At 54.9% G+C, this 20241-nt stretch carries 20 protein-coding genes, 1 tRNA gene and 2 pseudogenes; 3 read left to right on the top strand and 20 right to left on the bottom strand.

Translation table 11 applies throughout. From position 1 onward, the window contains the following. Positions 1 to 11: 11 nt before the first annotated feature. The 8 genes and pseudogenes from ACWHYZ_RS21855 to ACWHYZ_RS21890 all read right to left on the bottom strand — a co-directional run bounded on the left by ACWHYZ_RS21855 (position 12) and on the right by ACWHYZ_RS21890 (position 6514). The gene (locus tag ACWHYZ_RS21855) at positions 12 to 1181 is read right to left on the bottom strand and encodes a PilW family protein (RefSeq protein WP_447984780.1); all 1170 of its coding nucleotides are present in this window, start codon (positions 1179 to 1181) and stop codon (positions 12 to 14) included. Beyond that, positions 1178 to 1675: a type IV pilus modification protein PilV gene (gene pilV / locus ACWHYZ_RS21860; protein ID WP_447984781.1), complete on the bottom strand. Its 498-nt coding sequence runs from the start codon at positions 1673 to 1675 to the stop codon at positions 1178 to 1180. Before pilV ends, ACWHYZ_RS21855 begins: the two co-directional genes overlap by 4 nt. Before the next feature lie 16 nt (positions 1676 to 1691). After that, positions 1692 to 2201, bottom strand: coding sequence for a GspH/FimT family pseudopilin (locus ACWHYZ_RS21865; protein WP_447984782.1), 510 nt, complete (start codon positions 2199 to 2201; stop codon positions 1692 to 1694). A gap of 148 nt (positions 2202 to 2349) precedes the next feature. Next, a complete protein-coding gene (locus ACWHYZ_RS21870) occupies positions 2350 to 3789 on the bottom strand; it encodes a hypothetical protein (protein ID WP_447984783.1) in 1440 nt (479 codons plus the stop codon). Positions 3790 to 3805: 16 nt separating this feature from the next. Further along, positions 3806 to 4537, bottom strand: a complete 732-nt coding sequence (locus ACWHYZ_RS21875; RefSeq protein WP_447987645.1) for a hypothetical protein — start codon at positions 4535 to 4537, stop codon at positions 3806 to 3808. 221 nt (positions 4538 to 4758) lie between these two features. Next, a pseudogene (locus ACWHYZ_RS21880) lies at positions 4759 to 5064 on the bottom strand (type IV pilus modification PilV family protein); the annotation flags it as partial. Beyond that, a complete protein-coding gene (locus ACWHYZ_RS21885; RefSeq protein ID WP_447984784.1) occupies positions 5057 to 5488 on the bottom strand; it encodes a GspH/FimT family pseudopilin in 432 nt (143 codons plus the stop codon). The gene ACWHYZ_RS21885 and the pseudogene ACWHYZ_RS21880, both read right to left, overlap by 8 nt. Positions 5489 to 5725: 237 nt before the next feature. Continuing rightward, on the bottom strand, positions 5726 to 6514 hold the full coding sequence (locus tag ACWHYZ_RS21890; RefSeq protein WP_447984785.1) for a prepilin peptidase: 789 nt from the start codon (positions 6512 to 6514) through the stop codon (positions 5726 to 5728). Between the two features lie 155 nt (positions 6515 to 6669). On the opposite strand from ACWHYZ_RS21890, the gene ACWHYZ_RS21895 reads away from it, so the two are divergent. Continuing rightward, the gene (locus ACWHYZ_RS21895) at positions 6670 to 6921 is read left to right on the top strand and encodes a response regulator transcription factor (RefSeq protein WP_447984786.1); all 252 of its coding nucleotides are present in this window, start codon (positions 6670 to 6672) and stop codon (positions 6919 to 6921) included. On the opposite strand, the gene rlmB is transcribed toward ACWHYZ_RS21895, so the two are convergent. From rlmB to alaC, 12 genes and pseudogenes are all read right to left on the bottom strand, one after another. Next, positions 6918 to 7685 (bottom strand): 23S rRNA (guanosine(2251)-2'-O)-methyltransferase RlmB, encoded by a 768-nt coding sequence (rlmB, locus tag ACWHYZ_RS21900; RefSeq protein ID WP_447984787.1) that lies wholly within the window; start codon positions 7683 to 7685, stop codon positions 6918 to 6920. The genes ACWHYZ_RS21895 and rlmB overlap by 4 nt on opposite strands. After that, entirely contained in the window at positions 7660 to 9126 is a 1467-nt protein-coding gene (cysS, locus tag ACWHYZ_RS21905; protein ID WP_447984788.1) for a cysteine--tRNA ligase, read from the bottom strand. Before cysS ends, rlmB begins: the two co-directional genes overlap by 26 nt. Positions 9127 to 9290: 164 nt before the next feature. Continuing rightward, positions 9291 to 10025, bottom strand: a pseudogene (gene surE / locus ACWHYZ_RS21910) (5'/3'-nucleotidase SurE); the annotation flags it as partial. Positions 10026 to 10140: 115 nt separating this feature from the next. Further along, positions 10141 to 10217 (bottom strand) — tRNA-Pro (locus ACWHYZ_RS21915). A gap of 49 nt (positions 10218 to 10266) precedes the next feature. Continuing rightward, positions 10267 to 10617 (bottom strand): MerR family transcriptional regulator, encoded by a 351-nt coding sequence (locus ACWHYZ_RS21920; protein WP_447984789.1) that lies wholly within the window; start codon positions 10615 to 10617, stop codon positions 10267 to 10269. A gap of 34 nt (positions 10618 to 10651) precedes the next feature. Continuing rightward, the gene (locus ACWHYZ_RS21925; protein ID WP_447978148.1) at positions 10652 to 10927 is read right to left on the bottom strand and encodes an integration host factor subunit alpha; all 276 of its coding nucleotides are present in this window, start codon (positions 10925 to 10927) and stop codon (positions 10652 to 10654) included. 108 nt (positions 10928 to 11035) lie between these two features. Beyond that, positions 11036 to 12616, bottom strand: coding sequence for a citramalate synthase (gene cimA / locus ACWHYZ_RS21930; protein ID WP_447987629.1), 1581 nt, complete (start codon positions 12614 to 12616; stop codon positions 11036 to 11038). A gap of 109 nt (positions 12617 to 12725) precedes the next feature. After that, on the bottom strand, positions 12726 to 13958 hold the full coding sequence (locus tag ACWHYZ_RS21935; protein ID WP_447984790.1) for an aspartate kinase: 1233 nt from the start codon (positions 13956 to 13958) through the stop codon (positions 12726 to 12728). Between the two features lie 2 nt (positions 13959 to 13960). Continuing rightward, positions 13961 to 15205 carry a hypothetical protein gene (locus ACWHYZ_RS21940; protein WP_447984791.1) on the bottom strand — a complete coding sequence of 415 codons (1245 nt, stop codon included), beginning with the start codon at positions 15203 to 15205 and terminating at the stop codon, positions 13961 to 13963. Positions 15206 to 15216: 11 nt separating this feature from the next. Next, positions 15217 to 16275 carry a threonine synthase gene (gene thrC, locus ACWHYZ_RS21945; RefSeq protein WP_447984792.1) on the bottom strand — a complete coding sequence of 353 codons (1059 nt, stop codon included), beginning with the start codon at positions 16273 to 16275 and terminating at the stop codon, positions 15217 to 15219. Positions 16276 to 16329: 54 nt separating this feature from the next. Further along, positions 16330 to 17646 carry a homoserine dehydrogenase gene (locus tag ACWHYZ_RS21950; protein WP_447984793.1) on the bottom strand — a complete coding sequence of 439 codons (1317 nt, stop codon included), beginning with the start codon at positions 17644 to 17646 and terminating at the stop codon, positions 16330 to 16332. Further along, positions 17643 to 18830 (bottom strand): alanine transaminase, encoded by a 1188-nt coding sequence (alaC, locus tag ACWHYZ_RS21955; RefSeq protein ID WP_447984794.1) that lies wholly within the window; start codon positions 18828 to 18830, stop codon positions 17643 to 17645. Before alaC ends, ACWHYZ_RS21950 begins: the two co-directional genes overlap by 4 nt. A gap of 272 nt (positions 18831 to 19102) precedes the next feature. On the opposite strand from alaC, the gene ACWHYZ_RS21960 reads away from it, so the two are divergent. Together ACWHYZ_RS21960 and acpS are read left to right on the top strand one after the other, a co-directional pair. Further along, a complete protein-coding gene (locus ACWHYZ_RS21960) occupies positions 19103 to 19816 on the top strand; it encodes a pyridoxine 5'-phosphate synthase (protein ID WP_447984795.1) in 714 nt (237 codons plus the stop codon). A 12-nt stretch (positions 19817 to 19828) separates the two neighbouring features. Next, the gene (acpS, locus tag ACWHYZ_RS21965; protein WP_447984796.1) at positions 19829 to 20218 is read left to right on the top strand and encodes a holo-ACP synthase; all 390 of its coding nucleotides are present in this window, start codon (positions 19829 to 19831) and stop codon (positions 20216 to 20218) included. Positions 20219 to 20241 lie beyond the last annotated feature (23 nt).

Here is a 20241-nt window from a genome sequence, read left to right on the forward strand (position 1 = left end):
TTTGGTCTGACTCATAGTCCAAGGTTTCGCGTTTCGACCGTCCTCGTAAAAACCCGGCGGCGCAGCGTGTTGTTGTATCCGACATCCGAGGATAGTAAGTGGTCTTCTACAAGGAAAGGTGTCGGAGAGCTGGATGCCGCCCCGGCACTCTCGCCAAACCCCTGATCCGTGCGCGGCTGCCTTGCCACGATATTGACACGGACCAACCGAATGGTGTCGTTGGCGGCTCCGCCGGGGACCGGAGTGTGCACCGGCGTTCCTGGTGCGCCTCCTCCCTGGCATCCCGCGGTATTCGGCAGAAAATCATAGCAATCAAAGACGTTGGCGGTACCGCCCGGCTGGTCGTCCACCGTGTTATCCGCGACTCCCCCGTTCACGGTTGCTACACACCCATCGCAACCATACGCGAGTTGCAAGTCTTCGATGCCATCTGCGATTGACACGCAGGTATTGGTTCCTACAGTACCGTTACAATCGATCTTGGGACCAAGCATCGGTGCCACACCGCGAACCAGGCATGGTGCGTTTCCCTGGCAGAGCGCGGCATTCGTATCCGTGGCTCTGATTACTTGATATGTAATGCATTGAAGCAGATGGACGGGAGTGCCGGCAGGAAAAAATACCGGCGCTAAGACGCTCGTGCCTCCCAAGCTTAAATTATCCCCGGAGGCCGTCACATTGGCCGACATAACACCACCGACCGATACCGTCTGACCGCCTGTACCCAGTCCAGCGGTTGTCATCGCGCTCACTGCGCCAGGCGTAAGCGGCATGGTAACAAATGGTCCGGTCACATCACTTTGAAGAGTCCAGAGCGGCGCCACCGTACTCGTAGTTGGTACGACGAGAGAGATGGAATCAGGACCCGTGTCGTATCCTGTCGAATTAAAATCGGCAGGAACAATTGCAGTGCTGCAATTTCCTACTGCGCCTGTCATGCCAAATCCTGCCATTTTGATATCGTGCGAGAGCAATTCGATGGCGATCCGTGCATTTTGCTGCGCTTGTGCCGTTTGATCGTTTATTTGCGTGGCTTTATTACTCTCCGTGAGAGCAGTAAATCCTGCGGCAATGATGACGGTAGCAACCGCCAGCCCGATCATGAGCTCAACCAAAGTAAATCCCTGCTGGCTCCAATTCGATCGTCCCCTGTTTAGGTAGCTCTCCAATGCGGTCCTCATTCAGGTGCAACGACCGCGTTCAACGTCACTGTTCGCGTTCGTGCGGTCGCTGCGGATCCCGTGTTTCCAGTCCATTGGACTTGCACGGTAACGGCACTTTGTTTCAGTGACGGATTCATAAGGATGTCATTGACTGTGACCCGGCCCCGGACGGCACCAAGCCGCGCGGATTCAAGACGAGCTTTCCATTGGGTGTAATCACCCCTTGCCATCGTGTTTGTCGTCGGCTGGGTGGACGCTACGGATGTGTCGATGTTGGTATAGACTATGGCGTTTCGTCGATTGTATTGGATGCGTTCCACCATGTCGGCGGCGAGGTTACTGGCGAGTGTTAATTCGTTTGCATCTACATTCCGGCTTAGCGCAATGCCTTGCATGCCCGCGAGTGCCATGAGGCCAACTGCGAGCACGATCGCGGCAATCATGCTTTCCAGAAGCGTAAATCCAGCTTGGCCCCACGAATGACGATCATGACTATTTGTGGATTCCGACATTTGCATGCTTCCTGCGTCACGAGCACGTGCTTGATGGGCACCAGCGGACCTTTCCGCCAGTGTTGATGCCTATTGAATAAACGAGTGCAGCGTTTTGGTTATTAGTTAGGGTGATCGTCTGAACACTGTTCCCAAGATCACTCATCCGAAGTCCTAATGAACCGAATGTGACTGTTTGCGTGGAGCCGACGGGTAGGACAGTCGCTGTCACACTTGCAGGTAAGGTGACGGGTGAAATCGCACCTCCAAAACTAGCCTGATATTGCCCTCCACTGATTGTCGCTAACGTCATCGTCACTGGCGCGTTTCGATTCATCGCGGCCATTCGCGCCAAGCTGAGATTCGCATGTAAATCTGTCGTGGCCTGTCTCAGTTGTGCGCGCGCATTCCATACCGTGTAATTGGGGATTGCCAGCGCAACTGCAATCCCTACGATGGCGACGACAACCATCAACTCCAATAATGTAAAGCCGGCATCAGAGGCCTTTACAGAAGGCACAGAGATTTTTGGCACAAACACAAGCATAGCGGTGGAAAGTGTAGCATGCGCTATGCCGACAGCCGTGTGGCTGACTGGATTAGCTTAAGTGTTTGAAGTTACGGCTGATGAGGAGAGACCGGACAGAAATGAACACTATATACGTCACTTCAAGGACAGACAATTTGCGGCGGTGCTAGTACCTTTCCTGCCAAGTGCCGGGAGCGACGTAGACTACTGGAAGGCCGCGAAACAGCCCGTTGCGAAAATCATAGTCATACCACACTTCTATAGGGATAGAGGTGCTCGACGCAGCTAAGATCCGGCCTTCTACGAGAAGGGCCCCGAAAAGACGGGGCTGCCCCTCATATGAGAGATCGCCAGGCGTCGAAAGGACGCCATTCAAATGGATTCCGGACAAGGTGACAGGGATCCGTGTGGCGATCGAAGAAGACCGGTCCTTGGGCGGACTGAGCACCGGTACTGATTTACCGACTCCCTTCGGTCTCAATTCAACATGGGCATTCACTACAAACAGCCCCTCAGCATAATCCACGTCTATTAGTAGACTTCCAAGATTATCGGGACGCGGCGGCTGTCGATCGAGGGTATCAATAAAGACGAGGCCCCGATTATGGCCCATTGCTTGAGACCGAAAAACTTCCTCAACCGTCAACCCAAGCCCTAAACCGATTATGCCATTGCGATAGAGCATGCCGCTCCCGTCACGCGTGTAGTAGGAGCCGTATTGCATCGCGTACTTCTTCAACACATCATACGGCCACACGTCATCGTGTAATCCTGGAAATGGATCCCGGCGTGGATACACATTGGAAGGAAGCACCTCCGAGGGAGGCGCAAAAATGAGATCGCCGCCGATCCAGATATTGAGCCAACGATCTTCCCGACTGAGCATGTCCTCGTATGATTGTCCGGTAACCGGCGCCAACTCGGTCTTGACGGGGACATCTTCGCGCCGACCGAGTTGCACATTTCCTTTTGTTTTGATATCGCCCCAGTGAAGCCACACGGGCAGGGACGCCCCTGATGGGACTGTCACGCCGTTGTTGCCTACTTGCACTCCGGCATGAAGCGGGGGCGTCATCAAAGCACCGAGCTGTAGGGCCACCGTCCTGGTGTAATGCTTAGCTTGTGCCGTGACTTCAACTGAACACAGAAACCCAGGCCTGGTTGGCCCATAGACTTTCAATGTCTGAACGCGTCCTAGCGAGCGTAAGGATCGAAACCAGCCGTCAACGGGATCATTGAGCAGATGATCATCCACCGGCCGTGCGACATCATACATCAGATCCGGAGTTTCGCTGGACCCGGAAAATTGAGAGCGGCCCGCTGCATCGAAAAACGATGGGCCGCTGTCTGGAAGATCATATCGATGCAACAAAACACTTGCCGCACCGGCCGGCATCGATCCTGGATCGTGAAACCACTGCATGACTATGTCCAAGCCGGCCTCGGCAAGATGGCGAGCGTTGGCTTCATCCTTATTAGCTGACACCTGAAGAATTTCCTGGGTGGCGAGATTCATCGATACCATGCCCAGGACCATTAAGATAAATATGATGAGCATCACGCCAAGGAGTACCGCACCTCGCTCGGACTTGATCTGTTGAACCATATCGTTCACTTTCTATTTACCGTCCGCGCAATCCAACTTCGTTCACGACAACTTGTCGATCATGGCCGACGGCAAACTCAACTCGCACCCTGGAGACGGAACCCGGATCTGTCGTCGGTTCTCCTTGCTTGTTCAAATAGGTGAACTGAAATTTTGTCACGTCGGCAGCAATCGTGTTGGCCCCGCCATCGACTTGTCGCATCACGCTCTTTTTACCGTTCAGGGTGGTACTCAGATAGTAGCGAAGCCGGTTCGAAACAAACACTTGGCTTCCCGCTGGGAAGGCCGTCCCTAAAGGCGCCGTGAGGGTCAGCAATGTCCGCCTCCCGTCGACCGCAAGGCGACCTTCTGCACAATGCTCCGCGGAACAGATGACAATGTGCTTTCCCCCGCTCCAGTTCGACCCGTCGAGGACTGGCAATTCGCGCTGCAATGCCGATACCGGTTCCGTGACAATCGTCGCAAGACCTTCCAGATTGGCGAGGAATTCAATCGTTTGAGCGCCCAATGAAACAATGGCAGGTGAGTTGGTGGCCGAACCGGTGCCGGCAAGACGTAACTCCTCCTCAATGACATGAAGACCTAATCGTTGGTCTTGGTGTCGGCTGATGGTTTCCTGCTGGGCCGTGAGCTTTGACTCAAACAAAGTGAAGGCTTGAAATGTGGCTGAGAGTATGATCGCCCCGGAGGCCACGGCCACCAACACTTCAGTGAGACAGATTCCGATGTTGTTATGCAGCTGGTACATAACAGGATTCCACGATCAATGAAGACCCACATAGGCAGGATTGACGCGAAATGTTCCGGTTTCCATCGATCGCGATCGACCTCCAATCTGAAGGTGGCGACAGCCTTAATGAGGACTATGCCGGTGCTCTCCAGCGGACCGGTTTGCATAGGCTGAACGGTCCATACCAGACGAAGGCCGTCTTGTTCAGAAAGCCCGCTGTAAATACCGTCGCCGGCGAGCGCATCACCCTGGGTCCCATCATCCCGCATCCGGATCTCCGCCACACCGTCCCCATCCAAATCATCCGTCAGCAAGGCTTCCCAAGGACCGCTCCGTTTTACCTCCACGCGCCCTTCAGCCATTGCCAACGCCTGCGTTCCTTTTGCTCCATCCACAAGTCCCTCATTCGACCATTGAAACATGGATGCAATGCCAAGGACGGAGAACGCCAAGATCACCATGGCTACCATGACCTCAATGAGACTGAACCCTCGCTCACCCAGACTCCGTATCATCGTTGACCCACCGGCTGCCCTCTTAAGCATTGACCCGTCCCGTAATACTGACCGTCATGCGCCAACGTTCACCTCGACTATTGGCGAATGTGACCGTGTTCGGGGTGGCCGTGCGCCCGCTCGGATAAAACGTCACCGATGGACCGTTCGAAAGTGTTTGGATCGTGATGTCTTTGCCGGAGAAGCTATATGAGCGCAGCACGGAGTAAGGGGCGGCGACAAGCTCCGTACGAATATGTGTCATGGACGGGTCGAAGACGACACGAACTTTCTCGCGCCCCGACATGGCTAAGTGGCGAGCCGCTCGAAGTTCCGCAGCAACTTCTGTCCGTACCGCCTTCGCTTGGTATCTCGTCGCGGCCGACACGAATCCATCACTCAGGCACACCAGGACTCCGACTATCGCCAGTACGGTCATCAATTCGATGAGCGTCATTCCGCGTTGATCCATCATTTCCTCCAGCGTGACTTGACCGAATACGTCGACGCCCTTCGTTACTCAAAAGTCATGCCGGGGGTTCACCTCACCGCAAACGAACGGAATGGCTCACGACTACTTTGCAAGACTAATATATACGTATATTTATGGTATTCACAATGTCTGGGCGGAACAAAGGAAGCGAAAAGGAAAATTGGACAGGACCCGCCTATTCAGATACAGCCAGCAGACAATCGGATACAGGCGGTTTGATCACTGGGCTCGTGTGACGAACCCGATATACCAATCGAATAATTCCTGATGAAAAAACATGGAGACAATGGCCCCAAGTGCCAAAAATGGCCCGAATGGAAGGTATTGATCCCGCCGCAACACTTTCAATGTGATGAGTGTCACGCCGACGACCGCGCCGACGATGGCCCCGATCAGCATCGTTAGGACCACGGGTTTCCAGCCGAGAAATGCGCCGATCATCGCGAGTAATTTGATGTCTCCACCCCCCATGCCTTCTTTTCCAAAAAGATATGGACTGATCCAGGCCAAACCCAAGAGGACTCCACCCCCCAGCAAGAGACCAAGCACGGAATCCAAGAACCCGACCGGCAAGACCGTCACGGCGGCCAACACCCCGAGGCCAATGCCGGGCAGGGTAATCACATCCGGAATGATTTGATGATCGAGATCGATATAGGACACCACTAACAGAGCAGAAAATAAGGCGGCATAAATGACGGACTGCCACCCGACACCGAAGTACCAGAGGATAAGGCCATACGCGAGTCCATTGACAGCTTCGACAATCGGGTAGCGTGCAGAGATAAGGACATCGCACCTACGACAATGCCCCCTTAAAAAGAGATAACTCAGCAAGGGGACATTGTCCAAGGGGCTAAGGGCCGCATGGCAGGCCGGGCAGTGAGAGCCTGGCCACATGAGCGACTCCTTTCGGGGAAGTCGGTGAATAGCCACATTGAGAAAGCTGCCGATAAGAAGGCCAATGAGTAGCGCGATACCAAAATATATCCACGTCATCTCGGTCATAGGAAGAAGCTACTCGGGTTCGTTGAGCCTTAAGCCCTTACACGCCAGGTGCGCTATACCTTTATGAGGAGGCTCTAGGGATTTTCATCAATTTACAGGCGCTCCTCATCCCTGAGATAATGTCTACGTAGTTGATCTTTTATGTTGAGGCATACATGCAGCGAGCCCCCAAGGAGCGACGTGAATCCCCCCGACGGAAACGCCCTGAAGCCCTCACCAATCGAGAGCAAGAGATCCTCCAACTGATTTGGACGGGCCTGAAAAACAGGGAAATCGCCCAACGGTTGAAGATCAGCGTGAAGACCGTTGAGGCCCACCGTGCTACCATGATGAAGAAGGTTCGCGTATCGAATACGGCGCAGTTACTGAAAGCCGCGATCCAGGACGGCATGATCCAGATCCGCTAGATCCTCACGCCACCTCGCTGCCTCACAGCTTCAAAAATCGTAATCGCAGCAGCCGCGGACACATTCAATGAGGCGACGTGGCCCTGTATGGGGATTTTGATTCGCTCATCACATTTGTCCAGTACGCCGGGGCGAATGCCCTTCCCTTCTCCTCCTAAGACCAATGCAACGGGACCTCGAAGGTCCACCTCGGTATAGAGCTTCTCGGCTTTCACGTCCACCGCATACATCCACAAGCCATGTGTTTGAAGCGTTTCAATGAGCCGAGAAAGATTCGTGACGCACCCGACGTGCAGGTGATCAAGAGCCCCCGATGAGGCCTTTGCGACGGCGCCGGTCAATCCAACCGCGCGCCGCTCAGGAATGAAGACCCCATGTACGCCGGCCGCTTCAGCGGTTCGAAGAATCGCGCCCACGTTATGAGGATCTTCAAGCCCGTCTAGGATGACGAGAAACGGCGGTTCGCCGCGCTCCTTCGCCGTTCCCACGATCTCATCCACTTCTGCATAGCGCTTCGCCGCCGCCACCCCGATCACGCCTTGGTGCTTCCCACTTGGGACCAACCGATCCAGTACAGAGCGAGGCTCAACATGGATCGGCACCCGTGCGGCCTTTGCCAATTTAGCAATGTCGGCAAGTTGGCGATCCTGATGGGCCAGCAACAGTCGAAGCAGCGGACGGGCGCCGGAGCGCAAGGCCTCTCGCACCGCATGGAAGCCATAAATGATGTTCGCATCCTTACCGTTTCCAGCGGCTCGTTCCATCGGGTCGATCCTCGATCGTGATGCCGAGCGAACTCAGTTCTGCTCGAATGTCGTCGGCTTTCTTAAAATCCTTACGGCTGCGTGCCTCGTTCCGTTGGGCTATCTTGGCTTCAATGTCGGCATTGGTAATAACGGATCTCGCGCTGACTTTTTCTTCCAAACCGGTCTTCAGAGAGTCAGCAGGATTGAACTGCCACTCGGAGCCTTGAAATAAGCCTAGCACATGTCCGACAGCCCGAAACGCCTCACGCGCCTCCAGGCGCCCCTGACTGGACAAACCGTCCTCTAGCAGCTTGTTCACTTTTCCTCGGAAGTTTTGTAACGCGGCCAGCGCAGCAGGTGAATTGAAATCATCGTCCATCCCCTGTTCAAAGCTACTTTCTAATGCCTCTTTCTCGTCCCAGAGCCTGCTGTCCACAGCCGATGAAGAATGACTTGGTTCTTCGAGGCGTTGAAAAAGATCATAAAAGCCATCCAGCGCCCGTTTCGCTTCGTCCAGACTCTGGTCTGAAAAATCTACTGGACTTCGGTAGTGGGTCGAGAGAAGGAAATAGCGAAGCATTTCACCGGTCACCGCTTCCGGCCATCGGCTTTTCTCAAAAATCTCGCGAATCGTAAAGAAATTGCCCAGCGACTTGGACATTTTTTCTTGATTGATCCGGACAAATCCATTGTGGATCCAGTAGTGTGCAAACGGGTCACCTGAGGCACCGCTGGACTGCGCAATCTCATTCTCATGGTGAGGAAAAATCAAATCCTCCCCACCCCCATGAATGTCGAACGTCGAACCAAGGTGTTTCATCGACATGGCCGAGCATTCAATATGCCATCCCGGCCGCCCCAACCCCCATGGACTGGGCCATGCGGGTTCTCCCGGCTTGGCACTCTTCCAGAGAGCAAAATCCATAGGACTCCGCTTGCGCTCATCAATCTCGACGCGTGCACCCGCCTGCATGTCCTCGAGCTTACGCTTTGAGAGCATCCCGTAGGCCGGAAACTTCTCGACCTGAAAATACACGTCACCCTCGACCTCATAGGCCATGCCCTTCTCGATCAACGATCGCACCAGTCCTATGATCTCGGCCATATGCTCAGTAGCCTTGGGTTCCACCGTAGCCGGCTGCACCCCGATCCGCCGCATATCTTCATGGTACGCCGTAATGTACGTGGAGGTAATCTCCTTCCAATCTTTCCCCTGTTCCTGCGCCCGGCGAATGATCTTATCGTCGACATCGGTAAAGTTTTTGACAAACGTGACAGCAAAGCCGCGATAGGCAAGGTAGCGCCGGATCACATCAAAGACCAGCGCACTTCGTGCATGGCCCAAATGGCAATAGTCATAAACGGTCACGCCGCACACGTACATACGGACCGCGCCAGGCATAATGGATTCAAACAATTCCTTACGACCACTGAGCGTGTTGTGAATTTTTAAAGTCATGTCTGGTTGGGTAAATGTCTTTACAAGGTGCGGCGCTTCGGAGAAGGCTTAGCCTTGGGTGAACGCCTTGTTCGCCGCGCCGGTGTATTTCCTGCCGAGGACGGTCTTCGTAGCTGATCAGGCTCAGCACTGCGTGTGCGATGACCGGCGTTGTTGAACACCTTCTCCCAACTGCGAAGCTGTTCGAATGCCTGATAGTGAGTCAAATCAATGTTGACCGGGGTGATGGAGACCATGCCTTGCCGCACAGCTTCGTAGTCGGAATGCGTGTGGCGTTCCCAAGAGACACGAGTTCCGGCAATCCAGTAATACTTCCGCCCCCGAGGATCGACCTTCTCGACGACAGGACGTTCAAACCGGCGACGACTGAGAGACGTCATCTGGACACCTGTGATCGATGCCCGCAGTCTATCAGGAATATTGACGTTGAGAAATGTCTCCTCCGGTAAGCCCCGTTCGAGCACTGTTTTGGCAATCTGCCACGCATAATACGCGGCGGTCTTAAACTTGAAGTTCTGAGTGCCCTGTTGAGAGATGGCCAAAGAGGGGACTCCGAGCAAAGTTCCTTCCAGCGCGGCTGAAACCGTCCCAGAGTAGGTGACATCATCTCCAAGGTTCACCCCGCGATTGACACCGGAGACGACTAAGGCAGGAGGCTTGCGGAAAAGCTGTGTCACCGCAAGCACGACACAGTCGGACGGCGTCCCATTGACGGCATAGACATCTTTCTCCATACGAGTCAGCCGAAGGGGTTTGTGCAGCGTGATTGAATGACCGACGGCCCCCTGTTCCCGCTCGGGTGCCACGACACGGACGGTGCCTAACTTTCGCATGGCATCCGCCAACGCCCGCAATCCGGGCGAAGACACCCCGTCATCATTTGTCACCAGGATATGCATGATTGATTGGAACAAAAAAAGCTGCACGTGGCAGCTTTTCCATTCACGGTTGTTGAACGCTGAGCGGTAAGTTCCACCACTCAGCGCTCAAATGACTCCTGATCATTCAGCTGATTGGTCGGGGCGGCGGGATTTGAACCCACGACCTCTCGCACCCCAAGCGAGTGCGCTACCGGGCTGCGCTACGCCCCGACTCTATTCACGATGCCGTTGGTTCCCATGATCGTGTCTCAGCATCCATTTAGCGATCATAGGAATCCATAATCTTCAGAATGGTATGGAGTTCCCCCCGCACACGCTCAGCCAATACATGCGGTCTCATATCCTTGCTTACCTGGCGATTCCGCCGTGCCCAGAAGCGTTTAAGCCCCGCGATCGTATAACCCTCTTCGTACAGCATGCGCTTGATTTCCAGCACCTGTTCGACATCCCGTCGGAGATACAGGCGTTGATTACCACGACTTTTACGAGGTTTTAAAAATTTGAATTCAGATTCCCAAAAACGCAGGACATAGGCGGGAAGCTTGGTAATCTCACTGACTTCTCCAATTTTATAAAAAAGCTTACTGCCCAGCGGGGGCTTAGCCGGCATTATCGCCCCTCGTATGACGGCTCGTGAACGGCTGCTATTGATTGACGTACTTCTTGAAGACCTGGCTTGGGCGGAACGTCACAACTCGGCGCGGAGTGATGCCGATTTCCTGCCCGGTTCGAGGATTTCTGCCCTTTCGTGCACCTTTGCTACGCACCATAAAATTCCCAAATCCCGCGATCTTCACCGACTCTCCTTTTTGCAGCACCGACTTCAGCAGATTGAGGATGAGTTCCACGATGTCCGCCGCCTCTTTTTTCGACACGCCAACCTTCTCGAAAATTTCGTTGGCAATATCAGCCTTTCTCATACCTCCCCCCTGCTGCACGGTCATTCGCTGCTCTTCTTTTGGAGACGGTTCCAATTTTTCACCCCGATGTTAAGTTTTCCAATAACTTATGCGAGGTCTGCGGCCGTGTCAAGAAAATTCTTGACGTGAGGGGGTCTCGTCGTCATTTGGCAGGAGTTTGTATTCAATACTGTCCGCCAATGCTTGCCAGCTTGCCTCCATAATATTTTCAGAAACGCCAACAGTGCCCCATTTCTCTTTATGATCGCCGGATTCGAGTAAAACCCGTACTTTCGATTTCGTTCCGCGGCTGGCCGTGAGCACCCGGACTTTATAGTCGAGTAACGTTACTTCTCCAAGCTCCGGATAGAATTTTTCTAACGCTTTTCGCAGAGCATGGTCCAACGCATTCACGGGGCCAACACCGACGGCGGCGGTATGCTCAATTGATTCGCCGACTTTTACCATCACAGTGGCTTCTGAAATCGGCGCTTCTTTTGAATTCCGCTTCTCGACGATGACACGAAATCCCAACAATTCAAAGGAAGGCTTGTGTCGGCCGACTGCTTTCCGCATCAACAGTTCCAGTGAGCCTTCCGCGCCTTCATACTGATAGCCTTGGCTCTCCAATTCTTTCAGCGTTTCCAAGAGTTCCTTCAATTTCGGATTCTGTTTGGTCAGTTCAATGCCGTATTCTTCGACTTTTGCCAGCAGACCACTCCGTCCGGTGTAATCGGACACGAGCATCCGTTGGCGGTTCCCTACGGCCTCGGGAATGACGTGCTCATAGGTCGCGGGATTCTTCTGCACGGCATGGATATGAATACCGCCCTTATGGGCAAAGGCGGAATCGCCGACATACGGTTGATGCTTGTTCGGCATCAAATTGGCGATCTCGGTCACAAAGTTGGAGACTTCACGTAGGTGAACTAGACGGTGATCACTGAGCGCCAACCGCTTCATTTTGAGTTCGAGGTTCGGCAGGATCGAACACAAGTTGGCATTGCCACACCGCTCCCCAATCCCATTGATGGTGCCCTGAACCTGTACGATGCCCGCTTCAATCGCCACTAAAGAATTCGCGACGGCCATTTCGGTATCGTTATGTGCATGAATGCCTAACGGAACCGGAATGGCGGCCTTGACTGCCGAACAAATTTCTTTGATTTCCCACGGCATTGTCCCGCCGTTGGTATCGCAGAGAATGACGCGCTCGGCACCTTCCTCGACCGCCCGCCGGATGGTCTGCAAGGCATAGTCGGGATTCGCCTTGTACCCATCAAAGAAATGCTCGGCATCATAAAACACTCGTCGACCCTTGGCACGCAAATAGGCCACCGAGTCGCCGATCATCTCCAAGTTCCGAGCGAGGGAGATCTTCAGGGCATCAGTGACGTGGAGCGTCCAGCTTTTCCCGAACAGTGTGATGGTGCTAGTATCGGCTTGGAGAAGGGCCTGGATATTCGGATCTTTCTGGACGGCGTTATCCGCCTTCCTGGTGGAGCCGAATGCAACCACCGTCGCGTGATGCAACGGAATCGTCTTGATGATCCGGAAAAATTCAATGTCTTTCGGATTCGCGCCCGGCCAGCCGCCTTCGATGTACTGCACACCGAGCTCATCCAGTTTGTGCGCCACGCGAACCTTGTCTTCAGCCGAGAAACTGACATCCTCGGCTTGGGCGCCATCCCGTAGGGTCGTGTCGTACACTTCAAGCGGACGCGAGGAAGAGGGAAGGGCAGCAGGAGCAGAACGCTCGTGTCCGCGTGTTCCAGCCCGTTTCTTCGCAAGTTTTTTTGGCGTGTTTTTCACAACGTTCTCACGTGGCCAAGGAAGCCATGTCGTCTAATCCAAACGCGGCATGCAGCGATCGGATCGCTAACTCCACATATTTCTCGTCGATGACGCAGGAAATTTTAATTTCCGAGGTGCTGATCATCTGAATATTGACACCTTCTCGTGAGAGGACCTCGAACATTTTGGCGGCCACGCCGGAATGTGTCCGCATACCGACGCCGACGAGCGAAACTTTGGCAATGGATTCCGTCACCGTCATCGAGTTCGCCTCGATCTCTTTGACGACTCGTTGAACCAGATCGACGGCCTTTCGCAGTTCGGCGCGTGGGACGGTGAACGAAATATCCGTCAGCGAGCCTTGTCCAACATTTTGAATGATCATGTCCACGAGAATATTCGCTTCGGCCACAGGCCCGAAAATCCGAGCCGCAATACCGGGCCGATCCGGGACGCCGACTATCGTAATTTTGGCCTGATTTCGATCACCGGTCACTCCGGAGACCGTGACTCGTTCCATTTCTGCATCTTCTTTTGCCACGAGCGTTCCCTGTCCTTCCTTAAAACTGGATTGCACCTCGACCGGCACACCGTATCGGGCAGCGAATTCTACCGATCGACTTTGCAGAACTTTTGCCCCTAAGCTCGCCAGTTCGAGCATCTCTTCGTAGGCGACCTTCTTCAGTCGTCTAGCCGTCGGGACAATGTTCGGGTCCGCCGTATAGACGCCGTCAACATCCGTGTAAATGATGCATCGATCCGCTTGAAGGGCTGCGGCCAGTGCGACCGCGGTCAGATCGGAGCCCCCTCGTCCAAGCGTCGTCACATCGGACTGTTCGTTGATCCCCTGGAACCCCGCGACAATTGGAATGATGCCCTCGGCCAGCGCATCCTTGATTCGATCTGCCGTGATCCGTGCAATTCGTGCCTTCGTATGCGAACCGTTGGTGATAATGCCGACCTGACGTCCGGTAAAGGAACGAGCATTCACCCCTCGCCCGCGCAGCTCCATCGCGAGCAGTGCGATGGTGACTCGTTCACCGGTCGACAGCAGCATATCCATTTCCCGATCATCGGGACAAGCCGTCACCTCGTGTGCCAGCTTCACTAATCGATCGGTTTCACCGCTCATGGCCGATAACACGACCACCAGCGAGTGACCGGCCTTCTGAAAGGTCACTACACGTTCCGCCACGCGGCGAATACGTTCGATGCTGCCGACTGAAGTTCCCCCGTATTTCTGTACGATCAACGCCATGCTTACGATCTCGGGACCAAGCGAGCCATAAACTTCGTCGCATCCCGAGCGCCGGCCTTTTCGGCTTCTATTTCAGCTTCAGGTTCACTAAAACCACGCCCCTGTTTCGTGGACGCGGGCCCCTCATAAAACACATAGGGCGAGAGTCCATTCGCGATCGCGCGACTGCCCGGCGGCCTCCATGTCTCGCACAGCAACACCGTCCGGTAGGGGCCGAGCTTATCGAGCCGTTGGAGCATCGGCCCCACGATTTTTCGGTCACATGCTTCGATGATGTTGACCTTCTCCTTTGGATCCATCGCCGTACTCGGTCGAGAGGGCATCTGCATATGGACATAGGTCAGGTCCTTCTTGTTCAACTCCCGTAAGGCAGCCTCACCTCGGCTTTCAAAATCCGTGTATTCCGACTCGGCTAAGAGCCCGGGATCAATGGCTTCGAGGCCTGCACAGAGCCCGATGCCGCGATGGACATCGCTCGTCGAAATGATTGTCCCTGAAATCTGACGCTCTTCGATCAGTTTCGTCAATTGAGGGGTTTTTCCTTGCCCCCACAGCCACAGACAGTTGACCGGCTTCAGGCCGGCATCACGACGTGCATCATTCACCGGATGGCTGCTCAAAATATTCAGGGACGCTTCCATCAGTTTGCGCAGAATATCCGAGCCGTCCCCGGTCGGGAGATACTCGCCAATAGGCTTTCCCACCACCGCATGCGGATCGACGCAGGTCGCACGCGACTTTCCTCCGACCCAGACCATCAAATGCCGATGCCCTGTCCCGGGATAAAACTGGACCGACTCAGAACCAAGCTGCTCGTTGATCGCTTCGATCAGCTCACGGGCGTCCTCGTCTTCGAGACCGGTTGCAGCATCATCGTCAAGAATGACGGAGGGGGCGATTTTCTTAACGTCCGTTTTCGAGCCGGTGCCGGCCGTTCCGGCACGAAGCGTGACCATGCTGCACCGGAACACGACATCATGTTCATCCACGGCAATTCCCTGGCCGACCGCTTCGAATGGCGCAGGACCGGCGTGGACTTTGCGCGGGTCATAGCCCAACAGCGCCAACGCCATCACGTCGCTGCCCCCGACGGGCACATCGGCTGCAAGCGCCGCCAACCCGAGTTCTCCACCACTCGCCAAGCGATCCATGTTGGGAGTCAACGCCGCTTGTAATGGCGTGCGTCCGCCCAGTTCCCTGTACGGAACATCGGCGAATCCTTCACCATGAACAATGATGTACTTCATAACCTCCTAATTCACCTGCTCAAAACACGTGCCACGTCCTCACGAGTCGCTTGGACGGTCCGCGGTTGATGTGACACTGAGATCGCCGTATCAGGATCTTTAAGACCGTGCCCCGTCAAGGTACAGACGACCGTTTCGCCGTCGCGCAGTGCGCGAGCACGTTGCAGCTTCATCACACCGGCTACCGATGCTGCAGATGCCGGTTCGCAGAACACCCCCTCGAGCGCGGCCACAAGACGGTACGCTTCCAGAATTTCCTCGTCCGTCACCAGATCGATGGCACCTGAGGACTCTTCGAGAGCTTGCAGCGCCCCTTTCCAACTGGCCGGATTGCCGATTCTGATGGCCGTCGCCACCGTTTGCGGATCGTCCACGATGCGGCCGTGGACAATGGGCGCGGCCCCAGCCGCTTGAAATCCCATCATGCGCGGTAACCGATCGATTTGGCCGGCAGTACGATATTCTTTATATCCCTTCCAATAGGCAGTAATGTTACCGGCATTGCCGACCGGTAAGACGTGCGTCACGGGAGCGTGACCAAGTTGATCGCAGATTTCCATCGCCGCGGTCTTCTGACCCTCGATCCGGTAGGGATTGATGGAGTTTACCAGCTCGATGTTGTGGCTTTCCGCAATATCCTTCACGATCTTCAACGCTTGATCGAAATTACCTTCAATTTGAATGACGGTGGCCTGATGCATCATGGCCTGGGACAGTTTTCCCAGTGCAATTTTTCCGGCTGGAATGAGGACGTACACATCGAGTCCTGCGTGCGCGCCATAGGCGGCTGCAGAGGCCGACGTGTTGCCGGTTGATGCACAGATGACGGCCCGAGCCCCGGCTTCGACGGCCTTGGAAATGGCCATCGTCATCCCGCGATCTTTAAACGATCCTGTTGGATTCGCACCTTCGAACTTTAAATACAGCTCGATGCCGGGCGCGATTTGCTTTGCAAGCCGCCTGGCGTGAATGAGCGGCGTATTGCCTTCACTCAACGTCACGATAGGCGTCTTCTCCGTGATCGGGAGAAATTTCCGATATTCCTCGATGACCCCGCGCCAGCGGATCATGGGTGCAACACCACAGTCGGGTCAAGACAAGCCAACATGAAGGGGCGCATGGGATTACTCGTCGTGCCCCTCGACGCGGATTAAGGTGGTGGGCTCGGAGATAAACGGCATGCGATTGATCTCATGCAACGCCGATTGCACATCCCGCTCTCTGGCCGTGTGTGTCATGATAACCACGGGTACGGTTTGACCTTCCTTCCGCCCCTTCTGAATAACCGAAGAAATGCTAATCCCATGTTGCCCCAACACGCCGGCAATATGCGACAGCACTCCGGGACGGTCGACGACCATGAAGCGAAGATAATACAACGAGGTGATTTCTTCCATCGGTCGGATTCTGAGGGGCCGACGCTGATCTTGCTGAAACGACGCTACCGGCACCCGCCCTGAGGCACCGACCAACAGATTGCGAGCAAGGTCAATGACATCGCTGACAACCGCGCTGCCCGTTGGCAATGACCCTGCGCCTTGCCCATAGAGGACAATGTCCCCTACCGCATCACCGACTAGTTGAATCGCATTATAGACCCCGTCCACCTGTGCGACCGGGGAGCCCGTGGGAATCATGGTCGGGTGGACCCTTGCTTCAATGTCGTTTTCCTGCCATTTCGCAATGCCCAGCAGCTTGATGGTGTAGCCGAACTCGCGGGCATAGGCGATGTCAAGCGGCGTGAGGTGCGTGATACCTTCGGTGTAGATTTCTTTGAAATTGACCGGCGCTCCATAAGCCAGGGTCACCATAATCGTGAGCTTGTGGGCGGAGTCGATGCCCGCCACATCAAATGTCGGATCGGCTTCAGCGTAGCCGGCTCGTTGCGCATCGGCCAGCACGGCTTGAAAATTCTGGCCTTCACGCGTCATGCGGCTCAAGATATAGTTCGAGGTTCCGTTGATAATGCCGTACATCGACAGGAGGGCATTGGCGGCAAACCCCTGCGTCAACGCACGGATCACCGGAATGCCGCCACCGACACTCGCTTCGAATCCCAGATCGACCCGATGGCGAGCCGCGATGTCGAAAATCTCCTCGCCATGAACCGCCAGCAATGCCTTATTGGCGGTCACCACGTGTTTGCCTTTCGCCATCGCTTCCACAATCAGGCGCTTGGCCGTCTCGTAGCCGCCGATCAATTCCAACACGATATCAATGGAGGGATCGTCCAGAACCTGCCGGAGGTCCGCAGTCAGGACGCCTGCGGGCAGCCGTACGCCCCGATCTCGTGTCGTATCCAAATCGGCGATTCGAACCAACTCTATCGGAACGCCGACTCGACGCCGAATGAGATGGGCGTTATTCTGCAGAATCTTCGCCACGCCGGCGCCGACCGTTCCAAACCCCACCATGCCGACGGAGATCGAGGACTTCTTCATGACTCGGGCCCATCCAGCTTGAGCGCTTTCTTGATCCCACGGACTGCCTGCCGCGTCCGATGCTCGTTCTCCACGAGGCCGAAACGGACGTACTCATCCCCGCCTTCGCCGAATCCAATACCCGGCGACACGGCCACCTTCGCGTCCCGTAGCAGCATCTTTGAGAATTCAAGCGATCCCATCCCACGATAAGGAAGAGGGATTTTTGCCCAGACGAACATGGTCGCACGGGGTTTTTGCACCGACCACCCGATACGATTCAGCCCGCCGACCAGCACATCGCGGCGGCGCTGATAGCGTGTCACCGTGTCCTTCACGCAATCTTGCGGGCCATTGAGCGCGATGATGCTGGCGATCTGGATCGGCTGAAAGATCCCATAGTCGAGGTAGCTTTTGATCTTCGCTAAGGCGCCGATCACTTCACGATTTCCGACACAGAAACCGACACGCCATCCCGGCATGTTATAGCTCTTCGAGAGCGTGTAAAACTCGACGCCGATATCTTTCGCTTCCGGGACTTGAAGCAAGCTCGGCGCGCGATATCCATCAAAGACAATATCGGCATAGGCCAGATCATGCACCACGATGACGTTGTGCTCTTTGGCAAACGCGACAACTTTCTTGAAAAACTCCAAGTCGACGACGGCGGTGGTGGGATTATGCGGGAAATTAAGAATCAAAATACGGGGCCGCGGTTGTGTTTGTCGATAGACCCGCATGAGGTCGTCGAAAAAATCACTGTCCTGCCTCAACTCGATCCCACGCACCTCTCCACCGGCGATGATCACGCTATACATATGGATAGGATACGTCGGCGTCGGGGTTAAGACCACATCGCCCGGCCCAACAGTGGCCAAAGCCAAATGCGCGATCCCTTCCTTGGATCCGATCGTCACAATGGCCTCTGTCTCCGGATCGAGGTCTACATCATAGTTGCGCTTGTACCAACCCGTGATGGCATGACGAAGGCGCGTGATCCCTCGCGAAGCAGAGTAGCGATGATTCTTGCTGTTCCGGGCCACCTCGATAAGTTTATCGACAATGTGGGACGGGGTCGGCTGGTCGGGATTCCCCATACCAAAATCGATGATGTCCTCGCCACGATGCCGCGCCTCGAGTTTCAGCGCTTGGACTTGCGCAAATACATATGGTGGAAGCCGTTTTAGGCGATAAAATTCCTGCACGATTCCTCAATAAATCGGATCCACGGTACCTGAGCCGTGCTCATCACATGAAGAGTGGTCACAATTGTAATGCAGCACGGTAAATTCAGTCAATTTATTCTGCAGTTGAAGAATCAGCTTCTTTCGAAAGAGATTCCGAACACGTGCCTACACCATCAATGTGGTATCCGGCAGAATAACACTCGATGGCTCGGCCTTCGCGCTTGTCACACTTCTTTGTTTTTGCCATAATGCCGCTAAGTTTATGCAAACACAGGAGGAATCGTAACAGGATGCCGAGGCTTGGAGTCAATATCGATCACGTGGCGACCCTGCGTCAGGCCAGGGGAGGCAATGAACCGGACCCTATTGCAGCCGCGGTCCTTGTCGAACTCGCCGGGGCGGACGGACTCGTCGTACATCTTCGCGAGGACCGGCGACATATTCAGGATCGGGATCTTGCCATTTTGAGGCAAACCCTTCAGACGAAACTCGATTTGGAGATCGCGGCGGACGAAGCCATGGTCAAAATTGCCCTCAGCGTCAAACCGCATCTCGTCACCTTGGTGCCGGAGCGGCGACAGGAATTGACCACAGAAGGCGGCCTCGAGGTGGCTGGACAACGCGAACGGCTCAAAACATTGGTTGACCTGCTCCATGACAGTGGAATCCCCGTGAGTCTCTTCATTGAACCAGACCTTGACCAAATCAAAGCGGCGCACAAAATTGCCGCCGATTATGTCGAACTCCATACCGGCCGCTATGCAAATGCGCGTCTCTTGAAAGAGGAACAGTCGGCATTGGAATCTGTCGCCCAAGCCGCCAAGCTTGCCTACAAATTTGGCATGGGGGTTAGTGCCGGCCATGGGCTCACCTATCGCAACGTGAAACGGCTGACGCAAATTCCTGAAATCGTCGAGTACAACATCGGCCATAGTATTATCTCGCGTGCTGTCTTCGTGGGCTTGGACCAAGCCGTACGTGAAATGAAACACCTCTTGAACTGATCTCGTGCTGCTATGTCGATCATCGGAGTCGGATTAGACCTCGTCAAAATTGCCCGCGTTGAAGCCATTGCGCGACGGTGGCAAGACCGGTTCCTTCAGCGCGTCTACACGGAAGACGAACGGCGAGCCAGTTTCGGCCGCGCCTGGCCTTACGCCTCACTCGCCGGGCGATTTGCCGCGAAGGAAGCAATGCTCAAAGCCCTGGGTACCGGATGGTCCGCCGGCGTAAGTTGGCAGGACATTCAGGTGCTGAACGAAGTCGGCGGAAGGCCAGTGGCAACCGTCCAAGGTCGCACAGGCGTGTTGGTGCGACAGGCGGGAGTCACCCGTATTTATGTGAGTCTTTCACATGACGGGGACTACGCGATTGCCGAAGTCATCCTCACGGACGAAACTCAGTAGCGTCGTTACCACCAACCGTTGAT

It is taken from the genome of Nitrospira sp. Nam74 (genome assembly GCF_965152615.1).

What these genes read in the sequence shown, in the direction of transcription:
- thrC (WP_447984792.1), bottom strand. Translation starts at nt 16,275, where the DNA reads ATGATCCGCTGGCGCGGGGTCATCGAGGAATATCGGAAATTTCTCCCG.
- pilV (WP_447984781.1), bottom strand. Translation starts at nt 1,675, where the DNA reads ATGTCGGAATCCACAAATAGTCATGATCGTCATTCGTGGGGCCAAGCT.
- ACWHYZ_RS21940 (WP_447984791.1), bottom strand. Translation starts at nt 15,205, where the DNA reads ATGAAGTACATCATTGTTCATGGTGAAGGATTCGCCGATGTTCCGTAC.
- ACWHYZ_RS21875 (WP_447987645.1), bottom strand. Translation starts at nt 4,537, where the DNA reads ATGTACCAGCTGCATAACAACATCGGAATCTGTCTCACTGAAGTGTTG.
- ACWHYZ_RS21950 (WP_447984793.1), bottom strand. Translation starts at nt 17,646, where the DNA reads ATGAAGAAGTCCTCGATCTCCGTCGGCATGGTGGGGTTTGGAACGGTC.
- ACWHYZ_RS21925 (WP_447978148.1), bottom strand. Translation starts at nt 10,927, where the DNA reads ATGAGAAAGGCTGATATTGCCAACGAAATTTTCGAGAAGGTTGGCGTG.
- cysS (WP_447984788.1), bottom strand. Translation starts at nt 9,126, where the DNA reads ATGACTTTAAAAATTCACAACACGCTCAGTGGTCGTAAGGAATTGTTT.
- ACWHYZ_RS21935 (WP_447984790.1), bottom strand. Translation starts at nt 13,958, where the DNA reads ATGGCGTTGATCGTACAGAAATACGGGGGAACTTCAGTCGGCAGCATC.
- ACWHYZ_RS21855 (WP_447984780.1), bottom strand. Translation starts at nt 1,181, where the DNA reads ATGAGGACCGCATTGGAGAGCTACCTAAACAGGGGACGATCGAATTGG.
- ACWHYZ_RS21895 (WP_447984786.1), top strand. Translation starts at nt 6,670, where the DNA reads ATGCAGCGAGCCCCCAAGGAGCGACGTGAATCCCCCCGACGGAAACGC.
- ACWHYZ_RS21890 (WP_447984785.1), bottom strand. Translation starts at nt 6,514, where the DNA reads ATGACCGAGATGACGTGGATATATTTTGGTATCGCGCTACTCATTGGC.
- ACWHYZ_RS21865 (WP_447984782.1), bottom strand. Translation starts at nt 2,201, where the DNA reads ATGCTTGTGTTTGTGCCAAAAATCTCTGTGCCTTCTGTAAAGGCCTCT.
- ACWHYZ_RS21870 (WP_447984783.1), bottom strand. Translation starts at nt 3,789, where the DNA reads ATGGTTCAACAGATCAAGTCCGAGCGAGGTGCGGTACTCCTTGGCGTG.
- ACWHYZ_RS21960 (WP_447984795.1), top strand. Translation starts at nt 19,103, where the DNA reads ATGCCGAGGCTTGGAGTCAATATCGATCACGTGGCGACCCTGCGTCAG.
- rlmB (WP_447984787.1), bottom strand. Translation starts at nt 7,685, where the DNA reads ATGGAACGAGCCGCTGGAAACGGTAAGGATGCGAACATCATTTATGGC.
- ACWHYZ_RS21920 (WP_447984789.1), bottom strand. Translation starts at nt 10,617, where the DNA reads ATGCCGGCTAAGCCCCCGCTGGGCAGTAAGCTTTTTTATAAAATTGGA.
- ACWHYZ_RS21885 (WP_447984784.1), bottom strand. Translation starts at nt 5,488, where the DNA reads ATGATGGATCAACGCGGAATGACGCTCATCGAATTGATGACCGTACTG.
- acpS (WP_447984796.1), top strand. Translation starts at nt 19,829, where the DNA reads ATGTCGATCATCGGAGTCGGATTAGACCTCGTCAAAATTGCCCGCGTT.